This is a genomic window from Streptomyces sp. NPDC096079 (assembly GCF_040303145.1).
Taxonomy (GTDB): domain Bacteria; phylum Actinomycetota; class Actinomycetes; order Streptomycetales; family Streptomycetaceae; genus Streptomyces.
In genome coordinates this window covers 18,146-38,372 of sequence record NZ_JBEOST010000017.1, presented here as the reverse complement: position 1 = coordinate 38,372, position 20,227 = coordinate 18,146, and the positions used below count along the sequence as shown (strand labels likewise).

At 76.4% G+C, this 20,227-nt stretch carries 13 protein-coding genes; 7 read left to right on the top strand and 6 right to left on the bottom strand.

All coding sequences use genetic code 11. From position 1 onward, the window contains the following. Positions 1-24 precede the first annotated feature (24 nt). Positions 25-2,814, bottom strand: coding sequence for an AAA family ATPase (locus ABTY59_RS28050; protein WP_352021825.1), 2,790 nt, complete (start codon positions 2,812-2,814; stop codon positions 25-27). Between the two features lie 129 nt (positions 2,815-2,943). On the opposite strand from ABTY59_RS28050, the gene ABTY59_RS28045 reads away from it, so the two are divergent. Then, the gene (locus ABTY59_RS28045) at positions 2,944-3,531 is read left to right on the top strand and encodes a TetR/AcrR family transcriptional regulator (protein ID WP_352021824.1); all 588 of its coding nucleotides are present in this window, start codon (positions 2,944-2,946) and stop codon (positions 3,529-3,531) included. On the opposite strand, the gene ABTY59_RS28040 is transcribed toward ABTY59_RS28045, so the two are convergent. Next, entirely contained in the window at positions 3,532-5,643 is a 2,112-nt protein-coding gene (locus ABTY59_RS28040; RefSeq protein ID WP_352021823.1) for a SpoIIE family protein phosphatase, read from the bottom strand. It lies immediately after the preceding gene. A 183-nt stretch (positions 5,644-5,826) separates the two neighbouring features. On the opposite strand from ABTY59_RS28040, the gene ABTY59_RS28035 reads away from it, so the two are divergent. The 3 genes from ABTY59_RS28035 (at position 5,827) to ABTY59_RS28025 (ending at position 7,514) form a co-directional block, all read left to right on the top strand. Beyond that, positions 5,827-6,306 carry an Lrp/AsnC family transcriptional regulator gene (locus ABTY59_RS28035; RefSeq protein ID WP_352021822.1) on the top strand — a complete coding sequence of 160 codons (480 nt, stop codon included), beginning with the start codon at positions 5,827-5,829 and terminating at the stop codon, positions 6,304-6,306. Between the two features lie 80 nt (positions 6,307-6,386). Next, entirely contained in the window at positions 6,387-6,782 is a 396-nt protein-coding gene (locus ABTY59_RS28030; protein ID WP_352021821.1) for a TOBE domain-containing protein, read from the top strand. Between the two features lie 114 nt (positions 6,783-6,896). Next, complete coding sequence (locus ABTY59_RS28025) at positions 6,897-7,514, top strand: DinB family protein (protein ID WP_352021820.1); 618 nt, start codon at positions 6,897-6,899, stop codon at positions 7,512-7,514. Positions 7,515-7,618: 104 nt separating this feature from the next. Here ABTY59_RS28025 and ABTY59_RS28020 read toward each other — a convergent pair whose 3' ends face one another. After that, a complete protein-coding gene (locus ABTY59_RS28020; protein ID WP_352021819.1) occupies positions 7,619-9,610 on the bottom strand; it encodes a SpoIIE family protein phosphatase in 1,992 nt (663 codons plus the stop codon). 332 nt (positions 9,611-9,942) lie between these two features. Here ABTY59_RS28020 and ABTY59_RS28015 point away from each other — a divergent pair, with 332 nt between their 5' ends. Together ABTY59_RS28015 and ABTY59_RS28010 are read left to right on the top strand one after the other, a co-directional pair. Beyond that, on the top strand, positions 9,943-11,598 hold the full coding sequence (locus ABTY59_RS28015) for a hypothetical protein (RefSeq protein ID WP_352021818.1): 1,656 nt from the start codon (positions 9,943-9,945) through the stop codon (positions 11,596-11,598). Positions 11,599-11,651: 53 nt separating this feature from the next. Next, positions 11,652-13,538, top strand: a complete 1,887-nt coding sequence (locus tag ABTY59_RS28010; protein WP_502995437.1) for a serine/threonine-protein kinase — start codon at positions 11,652-11,654, stop codon at positions 13,536-13,538. On the opposite strand, the gene ABTY59_RS28005 is transcribed toward ABTY59_RS28010, so the two are convergent. The 3 genes from ABTY59_RS28005 to ABTY59_RS27995 form a co-directional block, all read right to left on the bottom strand. Further along, positions 13,520-16,393 (bottom strand): helix-turn-helix transcriptional regulator, encoded by a 2,874-nt coding sequence (locus ABTY59_RS28005; protein ID WP_352021816.1) that lies wholly within the window; start codon positions 16,391-16,393, stop codon positions 13,520-13,522. The genes ABTY59_RS28010 and ABTY59_RS28005 overlap by 19 nt on opposite strands. Before the next feature lie 62 nt (positions 16,394-16,455). After that, entirely contained in the window at positions 16,456-17,298 is an 843-nt protein-coding gene (locus tag ABTY59_RS28000; RefSeq protein WP_352021815.1) for a phosphoenolpyruvate hydrolase family protein, read from the bottom strand. 77 nt (positions 17,299-17,375) lie between these two features. Then, positions 17,376-18,626 (bottom strand): Tm-1-like ATP-binding domain-containing protein, encoded by a 1,251-nt coding sequence (locus ABTY59_RS27995; RefSeq protein ID WP_352021814.1) that lies wholly within the window; start codon positions 18,624-18,626, stop codon positions 17,376-17,378. Positions 18,627-18,790: 164 nt separating this feature from the next. Here ABTY59_RS27995 and ABTY59_RS27990 point away from each other — a divergent pair, with 164 nt between their 5' ends. Beyond that, entirely contained in the window at positions 18,791-20,227 is a 1,437-nt protein-coding gene (locus ABTY59_RS27990; protein ID WP_352021813.1) for an aminotransferase-like domain-containing protein, read from the top strand.

Below are 20,227 nucleotides of genomic sequence, written 5' to 3'. Positions count from 1 at the left end.
GGGGTCTTCCGGGGCGACGGGACGTCAGTCCAGGTCGAGGGCGCCCAGGGCGGCCCGCGACGTCACGCCCAGCTTCGGGTAGGCGTTGGACAGGTGGTAGCCGACCGTGCGCGGGCTCAGGAACAGGCGGGCGCCGATGTCCCGGTTGCTCAGCCCGGTCGCCGCGAGCCGGACCACCCGCAGTTCCTGCGCGGTCAGCCGCCCCGCGGGATCGGCGCCCGCCGCCGGCGCGGCCGGGGCGGCACCGACGGCGCGCAGTTCGGTGCGGGCCCGGTCCGCCCACGCGCCGGCCGGCATCCGCTCGAACGACTCCAGGGCCGCGGTCAGCGCCTCCCGCGCGGCGGCGCGGCGCTTCGCGCGGCGGAGCCACTCGCCGTACAGGAGGTGGGTGCGGGCCTGTTCGAACGGGCGGCCGTCTCCCTGGTGGGCGGCGAGCGCGCGCTCGTAGAGGTCCTGCGCCCCTGCGCCGTCGGCGGCGAGCAGGGCGCGGCAGCGCAGCTCCACCGCCCCCGCCCACGCGGTCCCGGTGGCTGCGGCCCAGCGCTCGAACCGGTCGGCGGCCCACCCGGCATCGGCGGCCCGCCCGGTCCGGACCGCGGCCTCCACCTGGTCGGGCAGGCTGTGCACGGAGACCATGAGGTGCCGGTGCGGTCCTCCGGTCAGGACCGCGAGCCGTCGCAGGGCCAGGTCGTAGCGGCCCAGCCCGAGGTCGAACAGGGCGCGTGCCCTGGTCAGCCAGATCGGGACCGCGGGCACGGCGGGGTGCGGGTGCCGCCCCGCCGGGCCTCCCGCGCCGTCCGCGCCGTCCGGGTCCTCCCCGTCGAGGGCGGCCAGCACGGCCAGGACGCCGCTGAGCATCGCGGCGAGTTGGTGCTGGCCGGTGTCGCAGGCGATCTCCAGGCCCTCGACCGCCGACGTGTACGCGTCCCGGTGCCGGCCCAGGAACAGCCGCAGCCGCGCGAGACGGAGCAGCACCCGGGGCAGCACGCCGACGGCTCCTTCCGCCCTGCACTCCCGCTCCAGGACAACGGCCTCGTCGTGCACCGCGCGGAACTCCCCGAGCAGCATGTCCCAGCCGTGCAGACGCACCTGGTCGGTCAGACCCCGTTCGGGCCGGCTGCGCACGACGTACCGGGCGAAGTCCCTGATCGCCGTCACCCCGGCCACGTGATCACCCGACAGCATGTCGAGCACCCCGGCGGCGCCCCGGTGCATGGGGTGCCCGCCGAAGTCCAGACCGGCGGCCCGTGCCCGGGTGTCGCGGGCCGCCGCGACCGGGTCGGGCGCGGCCCACGCCATCGCGGCCGACTCGAACAGCAGCCACGCGCCCACGGCGGGACGGTCCGCCGTGACCCGCGAGGTCGCCTCGACGAGCAGCAGGCGTGCCGACTCCGCGCGGCCCTGCTCGTGTTCGAGCGCGGCCCGGACGCCGGCGAGCCGGGCGATCGCCACGGGGCTGCTCACGGGACCCGCCTCGTCGGCGAGCGCCGCCGCGAGCTCCGCCTGGCCGGCCTCGGCCGCGGCGGCCGACGCTGCGGCCAGCCGCAGCGAACGTGCCTCCGGGTCCTCGGTGAGCCGTGCGGCCCTCCGGTAGGCCGCGGCGACGGCCGCGCGACCGCCCCGCGAACGGAACAGTTCGGCCCCACGCTCCAGTTCCGCGGCCACCTCCTCGTCGTAGCCGACGGTCGCGGCGGCCAGGTGCCAGACGCGTCGCCCCATGTCCCCGGCAGCCGACGCCGCTTCGGCGAGCGCCCGGTGCACGGCCGTCCGCTCGACCAGCACCGCTCCCTGGTAGGAGGCGGCCCGCGCCAGCGGATGCCGGAACACCACGCGTCGCCCGGACACCCGGACGAGGTCCGCCGCCTCCGCCGGCCCGAGGTCCCGCGCGGCCAGGCCGACCCGCTCCCCCGCCGCGACGAGCAGCGCCACGTCACCGGTGTCGTCGGCCGCGGCCACCGTCAGCAGCAGGCGGGTCGGCGCGGGCAGCGCCCGGATCCGCTCGTCGAAGATCCGCCGCACCCGCCACGAGGCGGGCAGCACGGCGATCTCCCGCGCGTCCAGCGGCTCGCTGCCGTCCCGTTGGGCCGGTGTCAGGGCTTCCACGAGCTCGACCAGGGCGAGCGGGTTGCCCTGCCCGAGCCCGAGGATCCGGCTGCGCACGGCGGGATGGAGATCGGGGGCCTGGCCGGCCAGCAGCGCCGCCCCCTCCCCCTCGGTCAGGGGTCCGAGGTGCAGCACCGGCAGGCCCGGCGCGCCGTCGAAGGCCGCCGAGTCCTCGTGTGCGGCGAACACCATGGCCACCCGGCCCAGGCCGAGCCTGCGGCCGGCGAACAGCAGGGCGTCCATGGTCTCCAGGTCGAGCCACTGCGCGTCGTCGACGAGGACGAGGGCCGGACGTTCCTCGGCCAGCTCGTCGAGCAGGCCCAGGGTGGCGGCCCCGACCAGGAAGCGGTCCCCCGCGGGCGTCCCGTCCGGCGCGATCGCCCCGCGCAGCGCGGTCAGATGGCGCTCCGGCAGGTTCCTGGCGTGGTTCAGGGTGCCCCGGAGGAGGACCTGCAGACCGGCGTACGGCAGTTCCGCCTCCGACTGGACGCCCGTGCACCGCAGTATCCGGGCGCCGCCCGCGGTCGCCGAGGCACACCGGTCGAGCAGGGACGTCTTGCCCGACCCCGCATCGCCGAGGAGGACCACGGCCCCGCCCCGGCCCTCCCGGGCTCCCGCCAGGAGTCCGTCCAGGACGTCCTGTTCGTGGTCTCGGCCACTGAGACCGGCCGGCCCGCGATCGGCGGCTCCTGCCCGGACCGCGTGGGTCATCGGTGCTCTCCCCCTCCTCCGGATGCCTCACTCGGGCAGTCACCCCGAACGGCACGGATCGTGCTGATCATGATGTGTCGAGCCGTCCCCCGTTGTCAACGGCATGGCCCGTGCCGTTAGGATGCGCGCATGCCGAACGACTCCTCGGCGCCCCGACGCCGGGGCGCCGTACGCACCGAAGCGCTGCTCCAGGTGACGCTGGACCTGGCCACGGAGGTCGGGTACGCGGGCCTCAGCATCGAGGCCATCGCCCGACGGGCCGAGGTGGGAAAGCACACGGTCTACCGCCGCTGGCCGACCAAGGCGGCCCTGCTCCTGGACGCGCTCCACCGGGTCTGGACCACGGATCTGGACTACCGCGCCACCGGCGACCTGCGCGCCGATCTGCGCGAGCAGTTCCTCCGGTCCTCGTCCGCCCTGGTCGAACCTCCGCTGGGCCCGGTGTACCGGGCCGTCATCGCCGAGGCGCAGTCCGACCCCGCGGCGCGGGCGGCGCTGCACGAGCGGTTCCTGCGGACCGTCGAGGAGAGCACGCGGGAGCGGATCAGCCGCGCTCAGCGCGCGGGACAGCTGCGCGCGGACGTGGAACTCGGCTTCGCCGCGGAGGTGTTGTGCGGGGCCCTGTACTACCGCCACCTCCTGACGCCCCGTCCCGTCGACGAGGCCGCGATCGACGGGCTGCTCGACATGTTCATGGCCGCGTACGGCAGCCGGTGACTACGGAGTCCCGTTCCCGCCCAGCTCGGCCCAGACCGTCTTGCCGTCCTCGGTGTACCGCACGCCCCAGTTGTCCGCGAGGGAGGCGCAGATCAGGAGGCCGCGACCGCCCTCGTCCACGGCCTTGGCGTGCCGGAGATGCGGCGCGGCCTGTCCGGCGTCGCTGACCTCGCAGGTGAGGGACGATCCGTCGGCGATGAGACGGAGCACGACGGGGGCGGCTCCGTACCGGAGGGCGTTGGTGACGAGCTCGCTCACGACGAGCGCCGCCGTGAACGGGTCGGCGGGGTGCTTCCACCGCCCGATCCGTTCCTCCACGTGGGCCCGCGCGGTGGCCACGGCGGACAGGTCGTACGGGATCTTCCAGGTGGCGAGCTCCCCCGGGGGCAGGTGCCGGGTGCGGGCCACGAGCAGGACCCGGTCGGGGGCGAGGAGCCGCTCCACGGCGTCGGCCATCACCTCCGGTTCGCGCTCCGGGTGGGCGAGCGCCGCCATGAGGTCCTCCGTCCGGGGACCCTCGCCGCCGGACGCCAGACAGAGCGTGCTGCCCTCGGGCGGGAAGAGCGTCGCGCAGGCGAAGGGCGGTCCGTCGCCGCCCAGCAGGGGCCCGTCGTCGAGCGGCCGGGTGTCCGCCGAGCCGTCGGGGTGGACGACGACGAGCAGCGAGGAACCGGCGCGCGCGATGTCGAGCCGCCCGTCGACGGGGTCGTGGACGGCGATGGTGCAGGCGGCGGTGGGGTGGACCTCCGCGGGGACGCTCCCGGGTGCGCCCTCGGCGGCCAGCCGGAGGGTCGTCGCGTGGAGGCGGGCGAGGAGCTCGTGCGGATCGAGGTCCAGGGTGGTCAGGCTGTGGACGGCGGTCCGCAGCCGGCTCATGGTGGCGACGGCCCTCGGCCCCCGCGATCCGACCTGCCCCACGACCAGGGCGACGCGCGCGCCCGGCAGCGGGATCACGTCGCACCAGGACCCGGCGCCGGTGCCGCCGGGGCGATGGCGGCGCGCGACGTCGAAGGCGCTCCGGGTGGCCTCCTCCCGGGGTGGCGGCCAGCTCTGCAGGGCGGTCATGACGGTGTGCTCGCGGGTGTACCGGAGCGCGTTCTCCAGACAGTTCGCCGTACGGGACGCCAGGGCGTCGGCGAGGGCCCTGTCGTCGGGGCCGTACGGCTCCGAGCCGTCGAGCCGCCGGAAGGCGACCGCACCGAAGACCTGCCCGCGTACGGTCAGGGGCACCCTGAGGTGCGTCGCCGGGTCCCCGCCCGAGGCCGGGAGAAGCGGGTGGTCCGCCGTCGGAGGGCGGTCCCCGAAGAGCCCCGGCAGCAGGACCGCGCCCGCCTCCGGCAGCTCGGGTCCGGCCCCCGTCCCACCGGTGGCGGCGCAGCGCAGCAGCGGGACCGTGTCCCGGGACTGGAGGGCCGGGTCCTGGCCCCGGAAGACGGCGTCGGTGAGCGCCACGACGACGGCGTCGGCGAACCCCGGTACGGTCACGTCGACCAGCTCGCGGGCGGTGCGCTCCACGTCGAGGCTGGTGCCGACCCGCTCGTGGGCTTCGTGCAGCAGCCGCAGCCGGGCCTGCGCCCGTTCGCGGTCGGTCACGTCGGTGCTGGTGACGACCACGCCGAGCACACGGCCCGCGCCGTCCTGGAGGCGGTGCGCGGAGAGCGAGTAGACGTGCTCGGTGCGCTCGGCGCCGGGAGAGCGGCCGGTGACGAGCAGGTCGGTCGCGGAGCGGCCCGTCGCCAGGACCTCGCGCAGGACGGCCTCGTCGACGTGCACACCGGCGAACGTCGCGTACGCCTCGGCCGCGGACTTGCCGCGGACCCGATCGGCGGGGATGCCGTGGAGCCCGGCGACGACGGGGTTCACGCGGACGATGCGCAGGTCCGTGTCCAGGACGTGGAGTCCGATCTCGGACTGGGTGAAGACGGCGTCGAGGACGGCCTCGCCCCACACGGTCTCCGCCGTCCAGGGCCCGCCGGCCCCACCGCCCCGGGCCGCGCCTTCCCCGGCCCCGCCTCCCCCGGCCCCGCTTTCGGCGCCGCCTCCCCCGGTCCAGGGCTCGGCGGTCCCGTGCGGCGGCGTCCCCGCCTGTCCCTGCTCCCAGTACGCGTCCACTCGTCGTCGCTCCCGCCGGACATGCACGGCCGCGCCTCAGCCGATCCCGACGAGCCTCTCCCAGATCACCGCATCCCGCGAACGGAGCAGCCCGGCTCGCGGAGGCGCGGTGGCCCACGGGCACGCGGGAGGGCCTGGGTACAGTCGGTGCACACGGGCCGGGGCGAAGGAGGCCGACGGAGCATGGCGGTGGACGAACTCGACACGCGGATCCTGCGGCTGCTGATCGAGCAGCCGCGGACGAGCGTGCGCGAGTACGCGAGGATCCTGGGGGTGGCGCGGGGGACCGTGCAGGCGAGGATCGACCGCCTGGAGCGGGACGGCGTGATCACGGCGACGGGCCCGGTCCTCTCCCCCGCCGCACTCGGGCACCCGGTGCTGGCCTTCGTGCACGTCGAGGTGACCCAGGGACACCTGGACGAGGTCGGCGACGCGCTCGCGGGTGTGCCGGAGATCGTGGAGGCCTTCTCGATCACCGGCGGAGGCGATCTCCTGACCCGGGTGGTGGCCCGGGACGCCGGTCACCTCGAGGACGTGATCCAGCGCTTGATCCAGCTGCCCGGGGTGGTGCGCACCCGCACCGAGATCGCGCTGCGCGAGCGGGTGGCGCACCGGCTGCTCCCGCTGGTCGAGGCGATCGGGCGGCGGTCGACATCGACCTGAACCCCTCAGGCATGGCAGCTGCAAGGAAATGTGCCGGAATCGCTTGCACATGAGAGTCACATCGTCCTAACGTGACCGTCATGCAGTCCTACACCATCGGTCAGGCCGCGCGCCTCCTCGGCGTCAGCCCCGACACGGCCCGCCGCTGGGCCGACGCGGGCCGGTTCACGACCCATCGCGACGAGAACGGCCGCCGCGTCGTCGACGGCCGTGACCTCGCCACCTTCTCGATCGAGGTCGGGCAGAGCTCCGGCGGGGGCGAGGAGGGCTCGTACACCTCGGCCCGCAACGCGTTCCCGGGGATCGTGACCGGGGTCACGCTCGGTGACGTCGCCGCCCAGGTGGAGATCCAGGCCGGTCCGCACCGGCTCGTGTCACTGCTCACCCGCGAGGCGGTCGAGGAGCTGGGCCTGGAGGTCGGGATGCAGGCCATCGCCCGGGTGAAGTCGACCAGCGTGCACATCGACCGGGCCTGACGCGGGCCCTCACCGTCCGTCAGGGAGCGCGCCCGGCCGGGATATTCGGGGGCGCGGCGCCCCCGCCTGTGGCAGGGTACGACCGCCTCGTCCCCGTGCGATCCGGAGCGTTCCGTGCCCCTGCCCGAGCGGCTCACACCCCTCCTCGCCCAGTTCGACTTCGCCCGCAAGCGGCTCACCGACCGCATGACGGGACCGGTGATGGACAGCGGCAACGGCACGGACGTCCAGGTCGGCCCCATGACCGACGCCGAGTACCTCTGGGAGCCGGCGCCCGGCTGCTGGTCGGTCCGGCGGCACGCCGACGGTCCCGGGGCGGGCGCGACACTCCTGGTCGGCGCGGGCGCCTGGGGCCGCGACACGACGTCTCCGCCGCACCCCGTGCCGCCGCCCCTCACGACGATCGCCTGGCGGCTGAGCCACCTCACCGAGATGCTGGCGCTGCGCGCCGACCACACCCGGGGGACCCACGGCCTGACCCGCGACGACCACCCGGTCGCCGGGGACGTCCGCACGGCCCTCGCGGCCTTCGACGACGCCGCCACCGCCTGGCGCGAGGCGCTGCTGTCCGTCGACGACAAGGCCCTCGACACGGTGGGCCACTGCACCTACCCGCACGGCGGCGACATCGACGAGCCCTTCGTGGAGATCGTCTGGTGGGTGAACCAGGAACTCCTGCACCACGGCGCGGAGATCGCCCTGCTCCGTGACCTCCACCGGGTCCTCGCGTAGGCGGTCCTCGCGCAGGCGGCCCTCGCGTAAGCGGCCAGGCCCAAGGCGGTTCTCGCGCACGGCAGCTCACGCGGAGGCGCAAGGCCGTCCTGCCGTGCGGGGGTTCAGTGGATCGCCCGGGCCAGGAGCATCGCCACGTCGTCCTGGGCGGACCCCATGAGGAGCCGCCCGAGGACCTCGTCGCACAGCGTGTCGAGGGGCCGGTCGAGCGGCCGCAGGGCCTCGGCGAGCTGCCGCATGCCCTGGTCGAGGTCCCGGTCGCGGGCCTCGATGAGGCCGTCCGTGTAGAGGACCAGCAGTCCGCCCGCGGGCAGCACGACCTCCTGCGTGCCGAAGTCGTGGGCTCCGGTCCCCAGGGGAGTGCCGGGCGGTCCGTCGAGGAAGGTGATGGTGCCGTCGGGGGTGGCGACGGCCGGCGGCGGATGGCCCGCACGGGCGATGACCCAGCGGCCGGTGCCCGGGTCGTGCACCGCGTAGACGCAGGTCGCCATCTCGTCCTCGCCGAGGTCGGCCACGACGGCGTCCAGGGAGCGGAGCATGCGCGCCGGGGCGATGTCGTGGCGCGCCAGGGTCCGTACGGCCGTGCGGAGTTGACCCATGACGGCCGCCGCGTGGATGCCGTGCCCCATCACGTCGCCGATGACCAGGCCCGTCCTTCCGCCGGGCAGCGCGATCACGTCGAACCAGTCGCCGCCCACGTCGTGGGAGCTCGCGGGAAGGTAGCGGCCGGTGAGTTCGAGCCCGGTGACGGCGGGGAGTTCACTGTTGGTGAGACTGCGCTGGAGGGTGAGGGCGGCCTCCCGCTGGCTCGTGTACAGCCGGGCGTTGTCGATGTTGAGCGCGGCGCGGGCGACGACCTCGTCGATGAGGACGCAGTCCTGCGCGTCGAAGGGCTCACGGGTCCGCAGCCGGGTCACCGTGATCGCCCCGAGCACCTGCCCCCGGGCCACCAGGGGGACGAGCCGGGCCGAGCCGATGCGGGTGGCGAAGTAGGAGCGCAGGGCCTCGGTGCGCGGATCGGTGAAGAGCTGCGGGATGTCGGTCGTGTAGAGGTTCGTGGGCCGTCCGTGCACGACGACCTGCTCGTACACGGAGTCGAGCGGGATCTGGAAGGTCTGGCCCGGGACGAGGAGCGCCGTGGGCGCGGTCGGGTCGGGGAACTGGGCGGCGAGGCGCCGCAGCAGCCCCCGGTTGGCGGCCGGGTCGTCGGCTTCGAGGACGGACTCCAGCATCTGCACGTCGGCCGAGTCGGCGAGCTGGGGCACGAGGAAGCGGACGGCCTCCTCGGCGGTCCGCCCGAGGTCCAGGGTGGTCCCGATCCGGGCGCCGGCTTCGGCGAGCAGCGCGAACCGGTGACGGGCGCGCTCGACCTCGATGTGCGCCTCCTGGCTCTCGGTGATGTCGACGAGCGAGGCGATGAGGCCGAGCGACCGCGGTTCGGTGCGGTCGACGAGCGGGGCGTACGAGCACGACCAGATGTGGTCGCGATCGGGGTCGGCGGGGGTACGGCCGACCCGGCGCGCGTCCACCACGGCCGTACCGCTCTCCAGGACCTGGCGCATCAGCGATTCGAGCGAGGCCGCGTTGACGCCGGGCACGACCTCGGTGAGCCGGCGGCCCACGTGCTGCGCGGCCGGCACTCCGTTCATGCTGGCGAGGGCGTCGTTGACGCGCAGGAAGCGGAGGTCGGGGCCGAGCAGCGCGAGCCCGATGGGCGACTGGGTGAAGAGGCTCTCCATCGCCGCCAGGTTCTCCCGCAGGCGCAGGACCTCGGAGGTCTCCACCGCGATGAGCATCGCCCCCGGGCGGCCCTGCGGGTCGGCGGCCGGGACGATCCACATCTCCATGGCGACCGTGTGGCCGTCGCGGTGCCGGACGGGCAGGGTGCCGACCATGGTCTCCCCCGCCTGCACCCGGTCGGTCAGCCGCTCGGCCAGCTCGCGGTTCGCGTCGGGGACGAGCAGCGGCGTCGCGAGCCTCCCGAGGACGTGCTCGGGCCGGTGTCCGAGGAGGTCCTGAGCGGCGAGCGACCACTCGACGATGCGGCCCTCGGCGTCCTCGCGCCAGAGGGCGATCGGCAGCAGCTCGCGGAGCACGCCCGCATCCCCGACGGCCGCCCGGGGCGGCTGCGGAACCCTGCTCGACGACTGATGAGTCTCCAACGCATCGACCTACGCATCGGCCCGGCCCCAGGGGGCGCATTCCCTACCGAATCACCCTAGCCGAGGAGCTGTCGGCGGGCGCTGCGCAGTGCGGCCGATCGGTACGGACCGGCTCGCCAGCGGCGACGCTCCGGAGCCGCGGCCCGGGTCCGGCGAGGGTTCCGTAGTTCTACGGATGTGCGCGGCGGGGCGCGGATGCGAGAGTCGGACCGACCTCTGCGTACGGACGTACCGCCCCCACCCGCGTCTCCCCGGAGCACCCACGCATGAGCAGCCGCTCGCCCGACGACCTCCGCCTCGTCACGCCACAGTACGGCCCCGGGGCCCGGACCGGAGAGGAGCCCGAGGACCCGCACGAGCTGCTCCACCGGGCCCGTCGGCTCACCGCGGAGGGACACCCCTCGGCCGGCGGGGCCTGGGAACGGGCGGCGACGGCCCTGCGGCGCGCGGGCGGCGCCATCACGCCCGGTGACCACGGCGACGCCCTGGACGCGACCGCGCTCGACTGCCGCGGCCGGGCCGGCACAGCGGCCGGACCGCTCTTCTCCCGCGCCGCCGAGCTGCACGAACGCGCCGGGCGGCGCGGCAAGGCCCTGGTCTCGCGGGCGAGGGCGCTCCTCAGCGCCCCGGAACCGGGGGCGACGGCCTGCGCCGGGCTCGCGGAACTGGGCGAGCGGGCCACCGCCCTGCACGCCGCCGGGCAGGCCACCGCCGCCGAGACCGCGACGGTGCTCCTGCTGCGCTGCCGGGCGCGCGCGGACCTCCTGGACACCGGCCCCGACCCCGCCGCGGAGGCCGCCGCGCTGCGCCGGGACCTCGCGGCCCTGATCGCCTTCGCCGGGCCGCACCGGGCGGCCCCCGCCGTCCGCGACGCGCTCGCCGAGGCCCGTACCCTCCTCGGCCGCGTCCACGCGGCCGAGGACCCGGCCGCCGCCCTCGCCCCCCTGCGGGCGGCCGTGGCGGACCGCCTCGCCGAGGGGCGGCCGTGGCAGGCCGTCGAGAGCACGCTCCTGCTCGCCGGGGTGCTCCGTGCCACCGGCGCCCACCCGGAGGCCGCCGCGCTCCTCCGGGCCGCCCTCGGCACGCCCGCCACCGCCGGGGCGCTCCGCAGCGCCGACCGGGCACGGCTCTGTCTCGCCCTCGCGCGGACGCTCGCCGCGGCCGGCGGCGGGACCGACGGGGACGAGCGGGTCGCGCTCCTCGCGGACGCCGTCCGGCACGCCGACGCGGTCGCCGGAGACAGCGGGCTGAGCACCCTCGCGCGTCTCGCGCTGGGCATCGCGCGGGCCGAGCAGGGTCGTTGGCGCGAGGCCTCCGCCGCTCTGCGGGAAGCGCTGTCCGGGCTCGCCGATGACGGCGACGACGACGAGACGGCACGGGTGAGGGCCAGGGCCTGGCTCGCGTACTGCGCGCTGTGCCTCGGTCGACCCGACCGGGCCGCGCGGGACTTCGCGCGCGCGGCGGCCGAGGTCCGGCGGTGGGCCGACCGCCGCCACGGCGCGGCCCTGAGCCACCTCACCGCACACGCCCTGCACGCCGCCGGATCGCCGGAGAAGGCGGCCCGCGCCTATGAACGGGCGGCGGACCTGTGGCGGTCGGCCGACGAGCACGCCGCCGCCGCGCGGTCCCTGCGCGCCCGGGCCCGGCGGATACGGGAGCTGTGGGGCGCCGACGCGGCCGAGGTCGTCGAGCGGGAGGCCTTGCGGGAGGCGGCGCGCGGGCTGCCGGGCGGCGGGGACGGAGACGGAGACGGAGCCGCGGACGACGCCCGGGGGTGGCTGCGGAGGCTCCCCGAGCCGTACGGGCCGCCCGGCCGCCACCAGGTGAACGTGTACGGCGAGGTGGGCGGGGCCGGGAGCGAGCCGAGCGGTCGGCGACGCCCCGAGGAGCGGCGAGTGAGCCGAGTGCGGGGGTGCGAGTGAGCAGAGTGATCGACGGCCGCTTCGAGCTCGTGGAGCGGCTGGGCGGCGGAGGGATGGGAACGGTGTGGCGCGCCCGCGACCTGGCCCTGCACCGTGACGTGGCGGTCAAGGAGGTGCGTCCGCCGGACCCGGCGATGGCCGAGTACGACGTCGAGGGCGCCCGGACCCTGCGGGCCCGGGTGCTGCGCGAGGCACGGGCCCTGGCGAGGATCGACCACCCCAACGTCGTGACGATCCATCACATCGTGGACGCGGGCGAGGGGACCTACCCGTGGCTCGTGATGGAGCTGGTCACCGGCGGATCCCTCCAGGACCGGCTGGAACGCGGCACACTGACCCCGGCCGCGGCCGCCTCGCTCGGCCGCGGGCTGCTGTCGGCCCTGCGCGCCGCCCACGAGCGGGACATCGAGCACCGGGACGTGAAGCCCGCCAACGTCCTCCTGCGGCCGGACGGGCGACCGGTGCTCACCGACTTCGGGATCGCGGCGATCCGTGAGTCCACCGTCCTGACCGCCTCGGGCTCGATCATCGGTTCGCCGGACTACATGGCGCCCGAGCGCATCCGGGGCCGCACGAGCGGCCCGGCCGCCGACTTCTGGTCGCTGGCGATGCTGCTGTACGTGGCGGTCGAGGGGCACCATCCGCTGCGCCGGGAGAACACCCTGGCCACCCTCGCCGCCGTGCTCTCCGACGACGTGCCCCCTCCCGTGCGGGCCGGCGCGCTGACCGACGTACTGACCCGGCTGCTGGTACGGGACCCGGCGGCCCGGCCGGACGCCGACGAGCTCGCCCGCGCGCTGGCGGCCGCGGAGCGGGAGGCACCCGCGGGTGATGCGGAGCGGGCCGCGCCCACGGAAGGTACGGAGCAGGAGGACGCGCCCACGGAAGGTGCGGAGCAGGAGGACACGCCCGCCGAAGGTACGGAACGAGACGACACGCCCGCCGAAGGTACGGAACGGAAGGCCGCGCCCGCTGAAGGTACGGAGCAGGAAGACGCGCCCGCCGAAGGTACGGAACGGAAGGCCGTGCCCGCTGGAGGTACGGAACGCGGGGCCGCGCCCGCCGAGGATCCGGCGGTGCCGGCCGCCGCGGGAGGAGGGACGACCTCGTTCCGCCTGGCGCCGCCGTCCGCGCCCGGTCCCGCCTCTCCGCCTTCGCCCGCCCCGGCATCGGCTCCGGCCATCGCTCCGGCGTCGGCGTCCGGTGCCGCGCCCGCCTCCGCCCCGGCGCCGCCGCCCGATCCGGCCCCCGCCCCGCCGCCCGCGCCCGCCCCGGCGCCCGGGTCCGTCGCCGGGCGGCGCCGGCGGGGGCGTGTCGCGCGGTTCCTGGGGTCGGCCGCCGTCGTCGTGCTCGCCGTCGGGATCCCCGTGGCCGCGATGAGCTGGGACTGGCGGCCCGCCGACCCGGCGAGCGGCCCGCACACCACTCCGCCCCCGGGGCGGACCCCGGCGGCGTCCGGACCCGTGGAGGAGCCCACCGAGGCGAAGCCCGACCTGCTGACGGCCGACGGGGTCCGGACCGCCGTGGCGGCCGTCAAGGCGGCCTCGGGCGGGGCCAAGGTCACCGGGTTCGTCGTCTACCCGGACTACGCGGTGGCCGAAGCGCTGGTCAAGGGCAGCACGAAGCGGTACGACCGGTACGTGTACCGGGGCGGTGACGTGGCCGTACGGCAGGGCCCGGGCGGCACCGCGTTCCCCGGCGCCGTCCCGGCCGACCTCGACTCCTTCTCGTGGGACGCGCTGCCGGCGCTCATGAAGCGCGCCGACAAGGAGCTGGGCGTCGACGAGCCGACGAGCCGCTACCTCGTCCTCACCCCGGGGTCGACGCTCCTGGGGAGCGGCCCCGGGCTGAGCGTCTACCTGTCCGACACGTACGGCGTGGCCTATCTGACGGCCGACGCCAAGGGACGGGTGACCGCCACCTATCCGCGCAAGGACTGACCCCCGGCCGCCCCGGACCTGACCACCAGCGAGGCCAGACCCGCCCGGGTCTCCACCCCCGTCTTGCGGTACACCCGGGCGACATGGCTCTCGACCGTGCGCGGGCTCAGACAGAGCCGGTCGGCGACGGCCTGGTTGGTGAGCCCCTCGGCCACCAGGGCGGATATCTCGCGCTCGCGCGGGGTGAGGACGGCGAGCCGGCCGCCCCCGCCCTCGTCGTCCGTCGGCGCCGGACGGGTGCGGTCGGCCAGGTCCACCAGCAGGACGGCACCGGCGTCGACGGCGAGACGCCGGCCCCTGCGCCACGCGGCGGCGGCCCGTGCCCCCTCGCCCGAGGCCTGGAGCTGCGGGGCGGCGAGGAGCAGGCCGTGCGCCTCGCGCAGGACCGCCCCGGAGCGCGCGCCGCCCCGGGCCGCCTCCGTGAACTCCCGCGCCGCGGCCGACGGTTCGCCCTGACGCGCGAGGACACTGCCCCACGCCCTGCGGGCCGCGCCGCGCTGGACGGACAGCCCGAGGGGCTCCGCCCGCGCGAGGGCGAGGCGGGCGGCCCGCTCGGCCTCCGGGAGGTCTCCCGCGGCGAGGGCCGCGCTGGTGAGCAGTTCGAGGTAGCCGGGGCGCAGGGAGGGCTGGAGCCGGGAGAGGTCCCGGTCGCCGCCGGCCCGCACCAGCGCCTCGCGGACCCGGTGCGGGTCCTGGTCGAGCGGGAGGGCGTGGGCGAGCATGCAGCGCGCCTGGGTGGCCCACCAGCCTTCGGCGGTCCCGACGGCCGCCGCGGCCTCCGCCGCCGCGGCGGGCGCCTCGGGGTCGCCGAGGGGCCGGGCGTGCAGGAGCACGGTGGCCCGCATCGCCCCGCTGAACCCGATGAGTTCGGCGCCGCCCAGGGTGCGGGCCACCGCGAGGGCCTCGTCCGCCCGGTCGAGTGCGGTGCCGACCCTGCCGGTCAGGAGGTGGACGTACGCCGAGCAGAGCAGGAGCTGCGAGAGCGCGAAGGGGCGTCCGGTGCGGCGGGCCATGGCGATGCCCCGGGTGGTGTGCCGCTCGGCCGCCCCGTACCGCTCCAGGAAGGCCTCGGTCCAGCCCAGGCGCACCAACGACTCGGCGTGGGCGGCCAGTCGGCCGTCGGTGAGGACGTCCGTGAGGGCGGCGGCCTCGGTGGCGTGGGCACGGGCCGCGGCGGTGTCGCCCTCGTAGACCTCGCCGAGGGCGGCCAGGGTGAGGACCTCGGCCGTCCCCGTGTCGTCGCGGCGCCGGCGGGCCCCTTCGAGGTCCTCGGCGACGACGTGCCGGACCTGGGGGTAGCGGGCGGCGAACAGGGCGCGGCAGCCCCACTCGACGACGAGCCGGGTCCGCAGGTCCGGCCGGGGTCCCGGACTCCGCTCCAGTTCGCGGCGGAGCAGGCCGTCGGCCTCGGGGTAGCGGCCGAGGTGGCGCTCCATGAAGGCACAGAGCAGCACGGCGGAGGTGCGCAGTTCCGGGTCCTCCGGTTCGGCCGTGCCGTCGCGGCCGCCGTCGATGAGGCGGTGGAGGAGGTCACGGCTCTCCGCGACGCGTCCCGCCGAGCCGAGGGCGCGGGCCCGGCGGAGCGTCAGTTCGCGTGCGGTGGCGTGGTGTTCGGGCGCGTCGGGCAGCAGGTCGAGCACCGCGCCCAGCCAGTCGGCGGCGCGGGCGGGGTCGGCGGCCCCGATCCGCTCCGCCGCCTCGATCAGCTCGGCGGCGGTGGCCGGGTCCCAGGCGGTCGCGGCCCCGACCAGGTGCGGGGCGCGCTCGGTCACGGGGGCGCCGGCCGCCGCGAGCGCCGTCGCGGCCCGGCGGTGCAGCTCGCGCCGCCGCCACGGGTCGAGCGCGCCGAGGATCAGCCCGGGCAGCGCGGGATGCCGCAGCGCGAGGCCTCGCCCGTCCGGCCCGTACCGGAGGAGGTCCCGCCGGACGAGCTTGCGCAGGACGTGCTCCTGAGCGGCCCAGGGGCGGGCGGGACCGTCCTCGTCGGGCCCGGTCACCGTCGCGAGCAGTTCCGGCGTCGCGCGGGGGCCGAGGACCGCCGTCGCCTCCACCGCCGATCTCTGCGCCCGGTCCAGCGGGGCGAGTTCGGTGAGGAGGGCGGCCACCGGCCCGGTGGCGGCCGTCTCGGTCCCGCGCGTGCGGGCGGCGTGGGCGAGGGCGCGGTAGTAGAGCGGGTTCCCCAGGCTCGCGGCGTGCAGGGACGGCGCGAGGCCCGGCGGCAGCCCGGCGCCGAGCCCCTCGGCGCAGGCTTCGGCGGTCAGGGGGGCGAGCGTGAGGCGCTCCAGGGTTCCCGCGTCGTCGGCGCGCGCGAGGGCGGAGGCCAGGGCGGGCGGGGTCTGGCGCTCGCGCCGGGCCAGGACGAGGAGGACGGGCGACCTCGGCGGGTGCCGGAGGAGGTGGTCGACGAGCGCGACGGAGGCGGGGTCCGCGCCGTGGAGGTCGTCGAGCACGAGCACGAGCCCGGGGGCCGTGACCTGCGCCAGCGCGGCCGCGATCCGCCGCACCTCTCCGGCGCCCTCGACGAGTTCGGCGAGTTCGGCCAGGTCCGGGTCGAGGACGCGGTCGAGGTGGTCCAGGTCGGCGAACGCGTCCACGAACGGCTGGAAGGGGGCGCCGTGCCCGGGGACGGCGCCCGCCCGGCCGTGCAGGACCCTCGCCCCCTGCCGTCCGGCCCGCTCCGCGAAGGCGGTGAGCAGGCGTGTCTTGCCGATGCCCGGTTCGCCCGTGACGTCCGCCGTCACCGGGCCCGCGCCGCAGGTCCGGGTGCGCAGCAGGGCGTCGAGCCGGTCGAGTTCCCGGTTCCGCCCGACGAGGGGCGCGCGGTCGACGCGCCCCTGGTCCGCGATGGTGTCCATGTTCCTCCCCCTGTCCCGCCGGTTCCCCCGATCTCAGTTGTACGGCACGCCACCGACAGTGGTCAGCCGGTGGTGAGCGCCTTGAAGGCCCGGGTCTGTTCCGTGATGGCCCGTTCGGTCGGCAGGCGTTCGATCGACGACGCTCCGAAGAAGCCGACGACGCCGGTGGTGTGCTCCAGGACGTGGCGCGCGTCCTCGGGTTCGGCGATGGGGCCTCCGTGGCAGAGCACGAGGACGTCGGGGTTCACCCGCTTGGCGGCGTCGTGCATCTCCTGGACGGCGGCGGCCGCCTGGTCGAGCGTCATGGCCGTCCCCGCGCCGATGGCCCCCTTGGTGGTGAGCCCGACGTGGGGCACGAGGACGTCGGCGCCCGCGGCGGCCATGGCGGCCGCCTGCTCGGGGTCGAAGACGTAGGGGGCGGTGAGCAGGTCGCGCTCATGGGCGGCGCGGACCATGTCGACCTCCAGGCCGTACCCCATGCCGGTCTCCTCCAGGTTGACCCGGAAGGTGCCGTCGTACAGGCCGACCGTGGGGAAGTTCTGCACTCCGGCGAACCCCATGGCCTTCAGCTCGTCGAGGAAGAGGTCCATGCGGCGGAACGGGTCGGTGCCGCAGACGCCGGCGAGGACGGGGGTGTCGCGGACCACCGGCAGCACCTCGCGGGCCATGTCCTGGACGATCGCGTTGGCGTCTCCGTACGGCAGGAGACCCGCGAGCGAGCCGCGACCGGCCATCCGGTAGCGGCCGGAGTTGTAGATGATCAGCAGGTCGACCCCGCCGGCCTCGGCGCACTTGGCGGAGAGCCCGGTGCCCGCGCCCGCGCCGACGATGGGGCGGCCCGCGGCGACCTGGGCGCGCAGCCGGGCGAGCACGTCCTGGCGGCTGATGGTGGTCCTGGTGTTCACGGTGGTCACTCCTCGGTGTCCTGGCGTCTCGGTGGCGCGCGGCGCCCCGGGACCGGGGCGCCGCGGCGTGCGATGTCTCAGTGCCCCGTGCGGCGGGCGTTCTCGGTGATCAGCTGGTGGAGGCGGTCGGCCATGGCGACCGCGAAGGCGTGGTCGTTGACGTGGGCGTCGAGTTCGTGGACGCGGACCTCGCCGCCCAGGACGGCGGCCCGCAGCGCGGCGAGGCCCGCCCGGCCCGCCTCGGGGTCGGCGAAGGGCCCGTCGGTCACGTCCACGGCGGAGACGCCGCGCAGGGGCCAGAAGACCTCGGCGGGGCCGTGCGCGGCGCGGAGCTTGCGCCCGATCCCGGTGCCGAGCCGGGCCATCTCGTCCGCGGTGGTGCGCATCAGGGTCACCGACGCGTTGTGGACGAGGAAACGGCGGTCGGCGAACCGCTCGGGGACGGTCGCCGCGGGGCCGAAGTTGACCATGTCGAGCGCTCCGGGGGCGACGACCTGCGGGATGCCGACGGCGCCGGCGGCGGTGAGCCGGGACGGGCCGGCGCTGAGGACGCCGCCGACGAGTTCGTCGGCGAGTTCGGTGGTGGTCAGGTCGAGGACGCCGTCGAGCATGCCGTCCCTGGCGAGCTTCTCGACGGCCCGGCCGCCGGCGCCGGTGGCGTGGAAGACGAGCACCTCGTAGCCGAGTTCGGCGAGCCGGGCGCGGGCCGTGTCGACGGCCGGGGTCGTCACGCCGAACATGGTGGCCGCGACGACCGGCCGTCCCCGGCCCGCGGACTCGTCGTGGTTGCGCTCGTGACGGCGTGCCATGCCGGCGGCGGCCGCGGCGGCGTTGCCGAGGACCTGGCGGGAGACGGAGTTGAGCCCGGAGATGTCGACGACGCTGTACATCATGGTGAGGTCGCTGCTGTCGACGTACGGGGAGACGTCGCCGCCGGCCATCGTGCTGACGAGCACCTTGGGGACGCCGATGGGCAGCGCCCGCATGGCCTGGGCGGCGATCGCGGAGCCACCGCTGCCGGCCGCGGCGAGGACGGCGTGCAGTTTTCCCTTGCGGTAGAGGTCGACGACGATCCGGGTGAGGCCCTGAGCCATGGCGGTGACGGCCGCCCCGCGGTCGCCGGCGGCCCGCAGCCGCGCCAGGTCGTGTCCCGCGGCGCGGGCGACGACGTCGGCGGGGACGTCGGCCACCGGTGCCTGTGCGGGTGGCGGCATGATGCCGGTGTCGACGAGGAGGACGTCGCTGCCGTACTCCCTGAGCCGCTCGCGCAGCCAGGCGTACTCCTCCCCCTTGGTGTCCAGTGTGCCGACCAGCACGACGGTCGCCATGCCCTCACCCTTCTCCCGGTCCCGTACCCGTATCCGGTCCCGTGCCCCGGTCCCGCCGTCGTCGATCCTCCCTGGGGTGACCTGCGGCGACAACGACCAGTCAGGCCGGATTGGCCTGCGTCGCCGAGGCCGTCGGGCAGGTGTCGTGGCGCAAGATGGGTGCCATGGCCAGGATTGCTTCGACCCGTTTGTCCCGACTCCTCACCGGCTGGTCGTCGGAGGGGCCGGGACCGCTGCCCCGGCGGCTGGCCGACGCGCTGCGGGAGCTGGCCGAGCGCGGGGACGTGCCCGGCGGCAGCGTGCTGCCCTCGCAGCGTGAACTGGCGTCGGTGCTCGGGGTGAGCCGGTCCACGGTGACCGCCGCGTACGGACTCCTGGAGGCCGAGGGGTGGCTGGAGAGCGTGCGGGGCAGTGGCTCCCGGCTGCGGGGGTCGGGGGCGCTCGACCGGTACGTCGCGGAGGGGCGGCTCGTGAGCTTCCACGCCCGGTCGGGCGGCGCGGGCACCGCCGACCTGTCGAGCGGGGCCATGCCCGGGCTCGGCGCGGTCGCCGAGACCGTCGGGGCGCTGACCCACGGCGACCTCGGCGGGCTCCTCGGTGACGACGGCTACCACCCGTACGGGATGGCGGCGTTGCGGGAGGGGATCGCCGCGTACTACCGGGCGGCGGGGGTGGCGACGGAGGCGGAGCAGATCCTGGTGACCTCGGGCTCGCAGCAGGCTGTGTGGCTGGTGGCGCAGGCGCTGGTGGACCCGGGCGACACGGTGGTGGTGGAGAACCCCACGTACCGGGGAGCGCTGGAGGCGCTGCGGGCGCGCGGCGCGCGGCTCGTCCCGGTCGGCGGGGACGGGGCGGACGGGACCGGGCCCGCGGAGCTGCGGCGGCTGTGCGCGCACGGGCGGCCCCGGCTCGTGTACCTCCAGCCGACGGTCCACAATCCGACCGGGCGGACGCTCGGCGGAGCGGCGCGCCGGGAGTGGCGGCGGGTCCTGGCGGACCAGGAGCTGTTCACGGTCGAGGACACGGCCTGCGCGGAACTCGCCCTGGGGGACGGGGCGGGCGAGGACGCCGTCGCCCCCGTTCCGCTCGTGGCGGGTCTGCCGATGGCGTCGACGGTGACGGTCGGCACCCTGTCGAAGCTGTTCTGGGGCGGTCTGCGGGTGGGCTGGGTGCGGTCCTCGCCGCAGGTGGTGGACCGCCTCGCGAAGATCAAGACCTCGGTGGACCTGGCCTGCTCGGTCGTGGACCAGCTCGTCGCCGTCCGGCTGCTCGACCGGCTGCCCGAGGCCCGCGCGCGGCGCCGGGCCGAGCTGCGGGGCCGGCGGGACGCGGCGGAGGCGCTGGTGCGCGGGGCGGCCCCGCACTGGGAGTGGACGCGGCCGGCGGGCGGCCCGGCGCTGTGGGTACGGGTCCCGGGCGCCGACACGGAGGCCCTCGCCCAGCTGGCGCGGCGCCGCGGGGTGTCGGTCGTCCCGGGGGCGGCGTTCTCGCCGGTGGAGGGTTTCCGGGACCGGCTCAGGCTGCCGTACGCGCACGGGACGGAGGCGCTGGCCGCCGCGCTCCCCACGCTCCTGGAGTGCGCGGAGCGCGCGGCCGGCTGA

Bases quoted from the DNA above. Each gene is read 5' to 3' on its own strand.
- ABTY59_RS28050 (WP_352021825.1), bottom strand. From the start codon at position 2,814: ATGACCCACGCGGTCCGGGCAGGAGCCGCCGATCGCGGGCCGGCCGGT.
- ABTY59_RS28045 (WP_352021824.1), top strand. From the start codon at position 2,944: ATGCCGAACGACTCCTCGGCGCCCCGACGCCGGGGCGCCGTACGCACC.
- ABTY59_RS28035 (WP_352021822.1), top strand. From the start codon at position 5,827: ATGGCGGTGGACGAACTCGACACGCGGATCCTGCGGCTGCTGATCGAG.
- ABTY59_RS28030 (WP_352021821.1), top strand. From the start codon at position 6,387: ATGCAGTCCTACACCATCGGTCAGGCCGCGCGCCTCCTCGGCGTCAGC.
- ABTY59_RS28015 (WP_352021818.1), top strand. From the start codon at position 9,943: ATGAGCAGCCGCTCGCCCGACGACCTCCGCCTCGTCACGCCACAGTAC.
- ABTY59_RS28010 (WP_502995437.1), top strand. From the start codon at position 11,652: ATGGGAACGGTGTGGCGCGCCCGCGACCTGGCCCTGCACCGTGACGTG.
- ABTY59_RS28005 (WP_352021816.1), bottom strand. From the start codon at position 16,393: ATGGACACCATCGCGGACCAGGGGCGCGTCGACCGCGCGCCCCTCGTC.
- ABTY59_RS27995 (WP_352021814.1), bottom strand. From the start codon at position 18,626: ATGGCGACCGTCGTGCTGGTCGGCACACTGGACACCAAGGGGGAGGAG.
- ABTY59_RS27990 (WP_352021813.1), top strand. From the start codon at position 18,791: ATGGCCAGGATTGCTTCGACCCGTTTGTCCCGACTCCTCACCGGCTGG.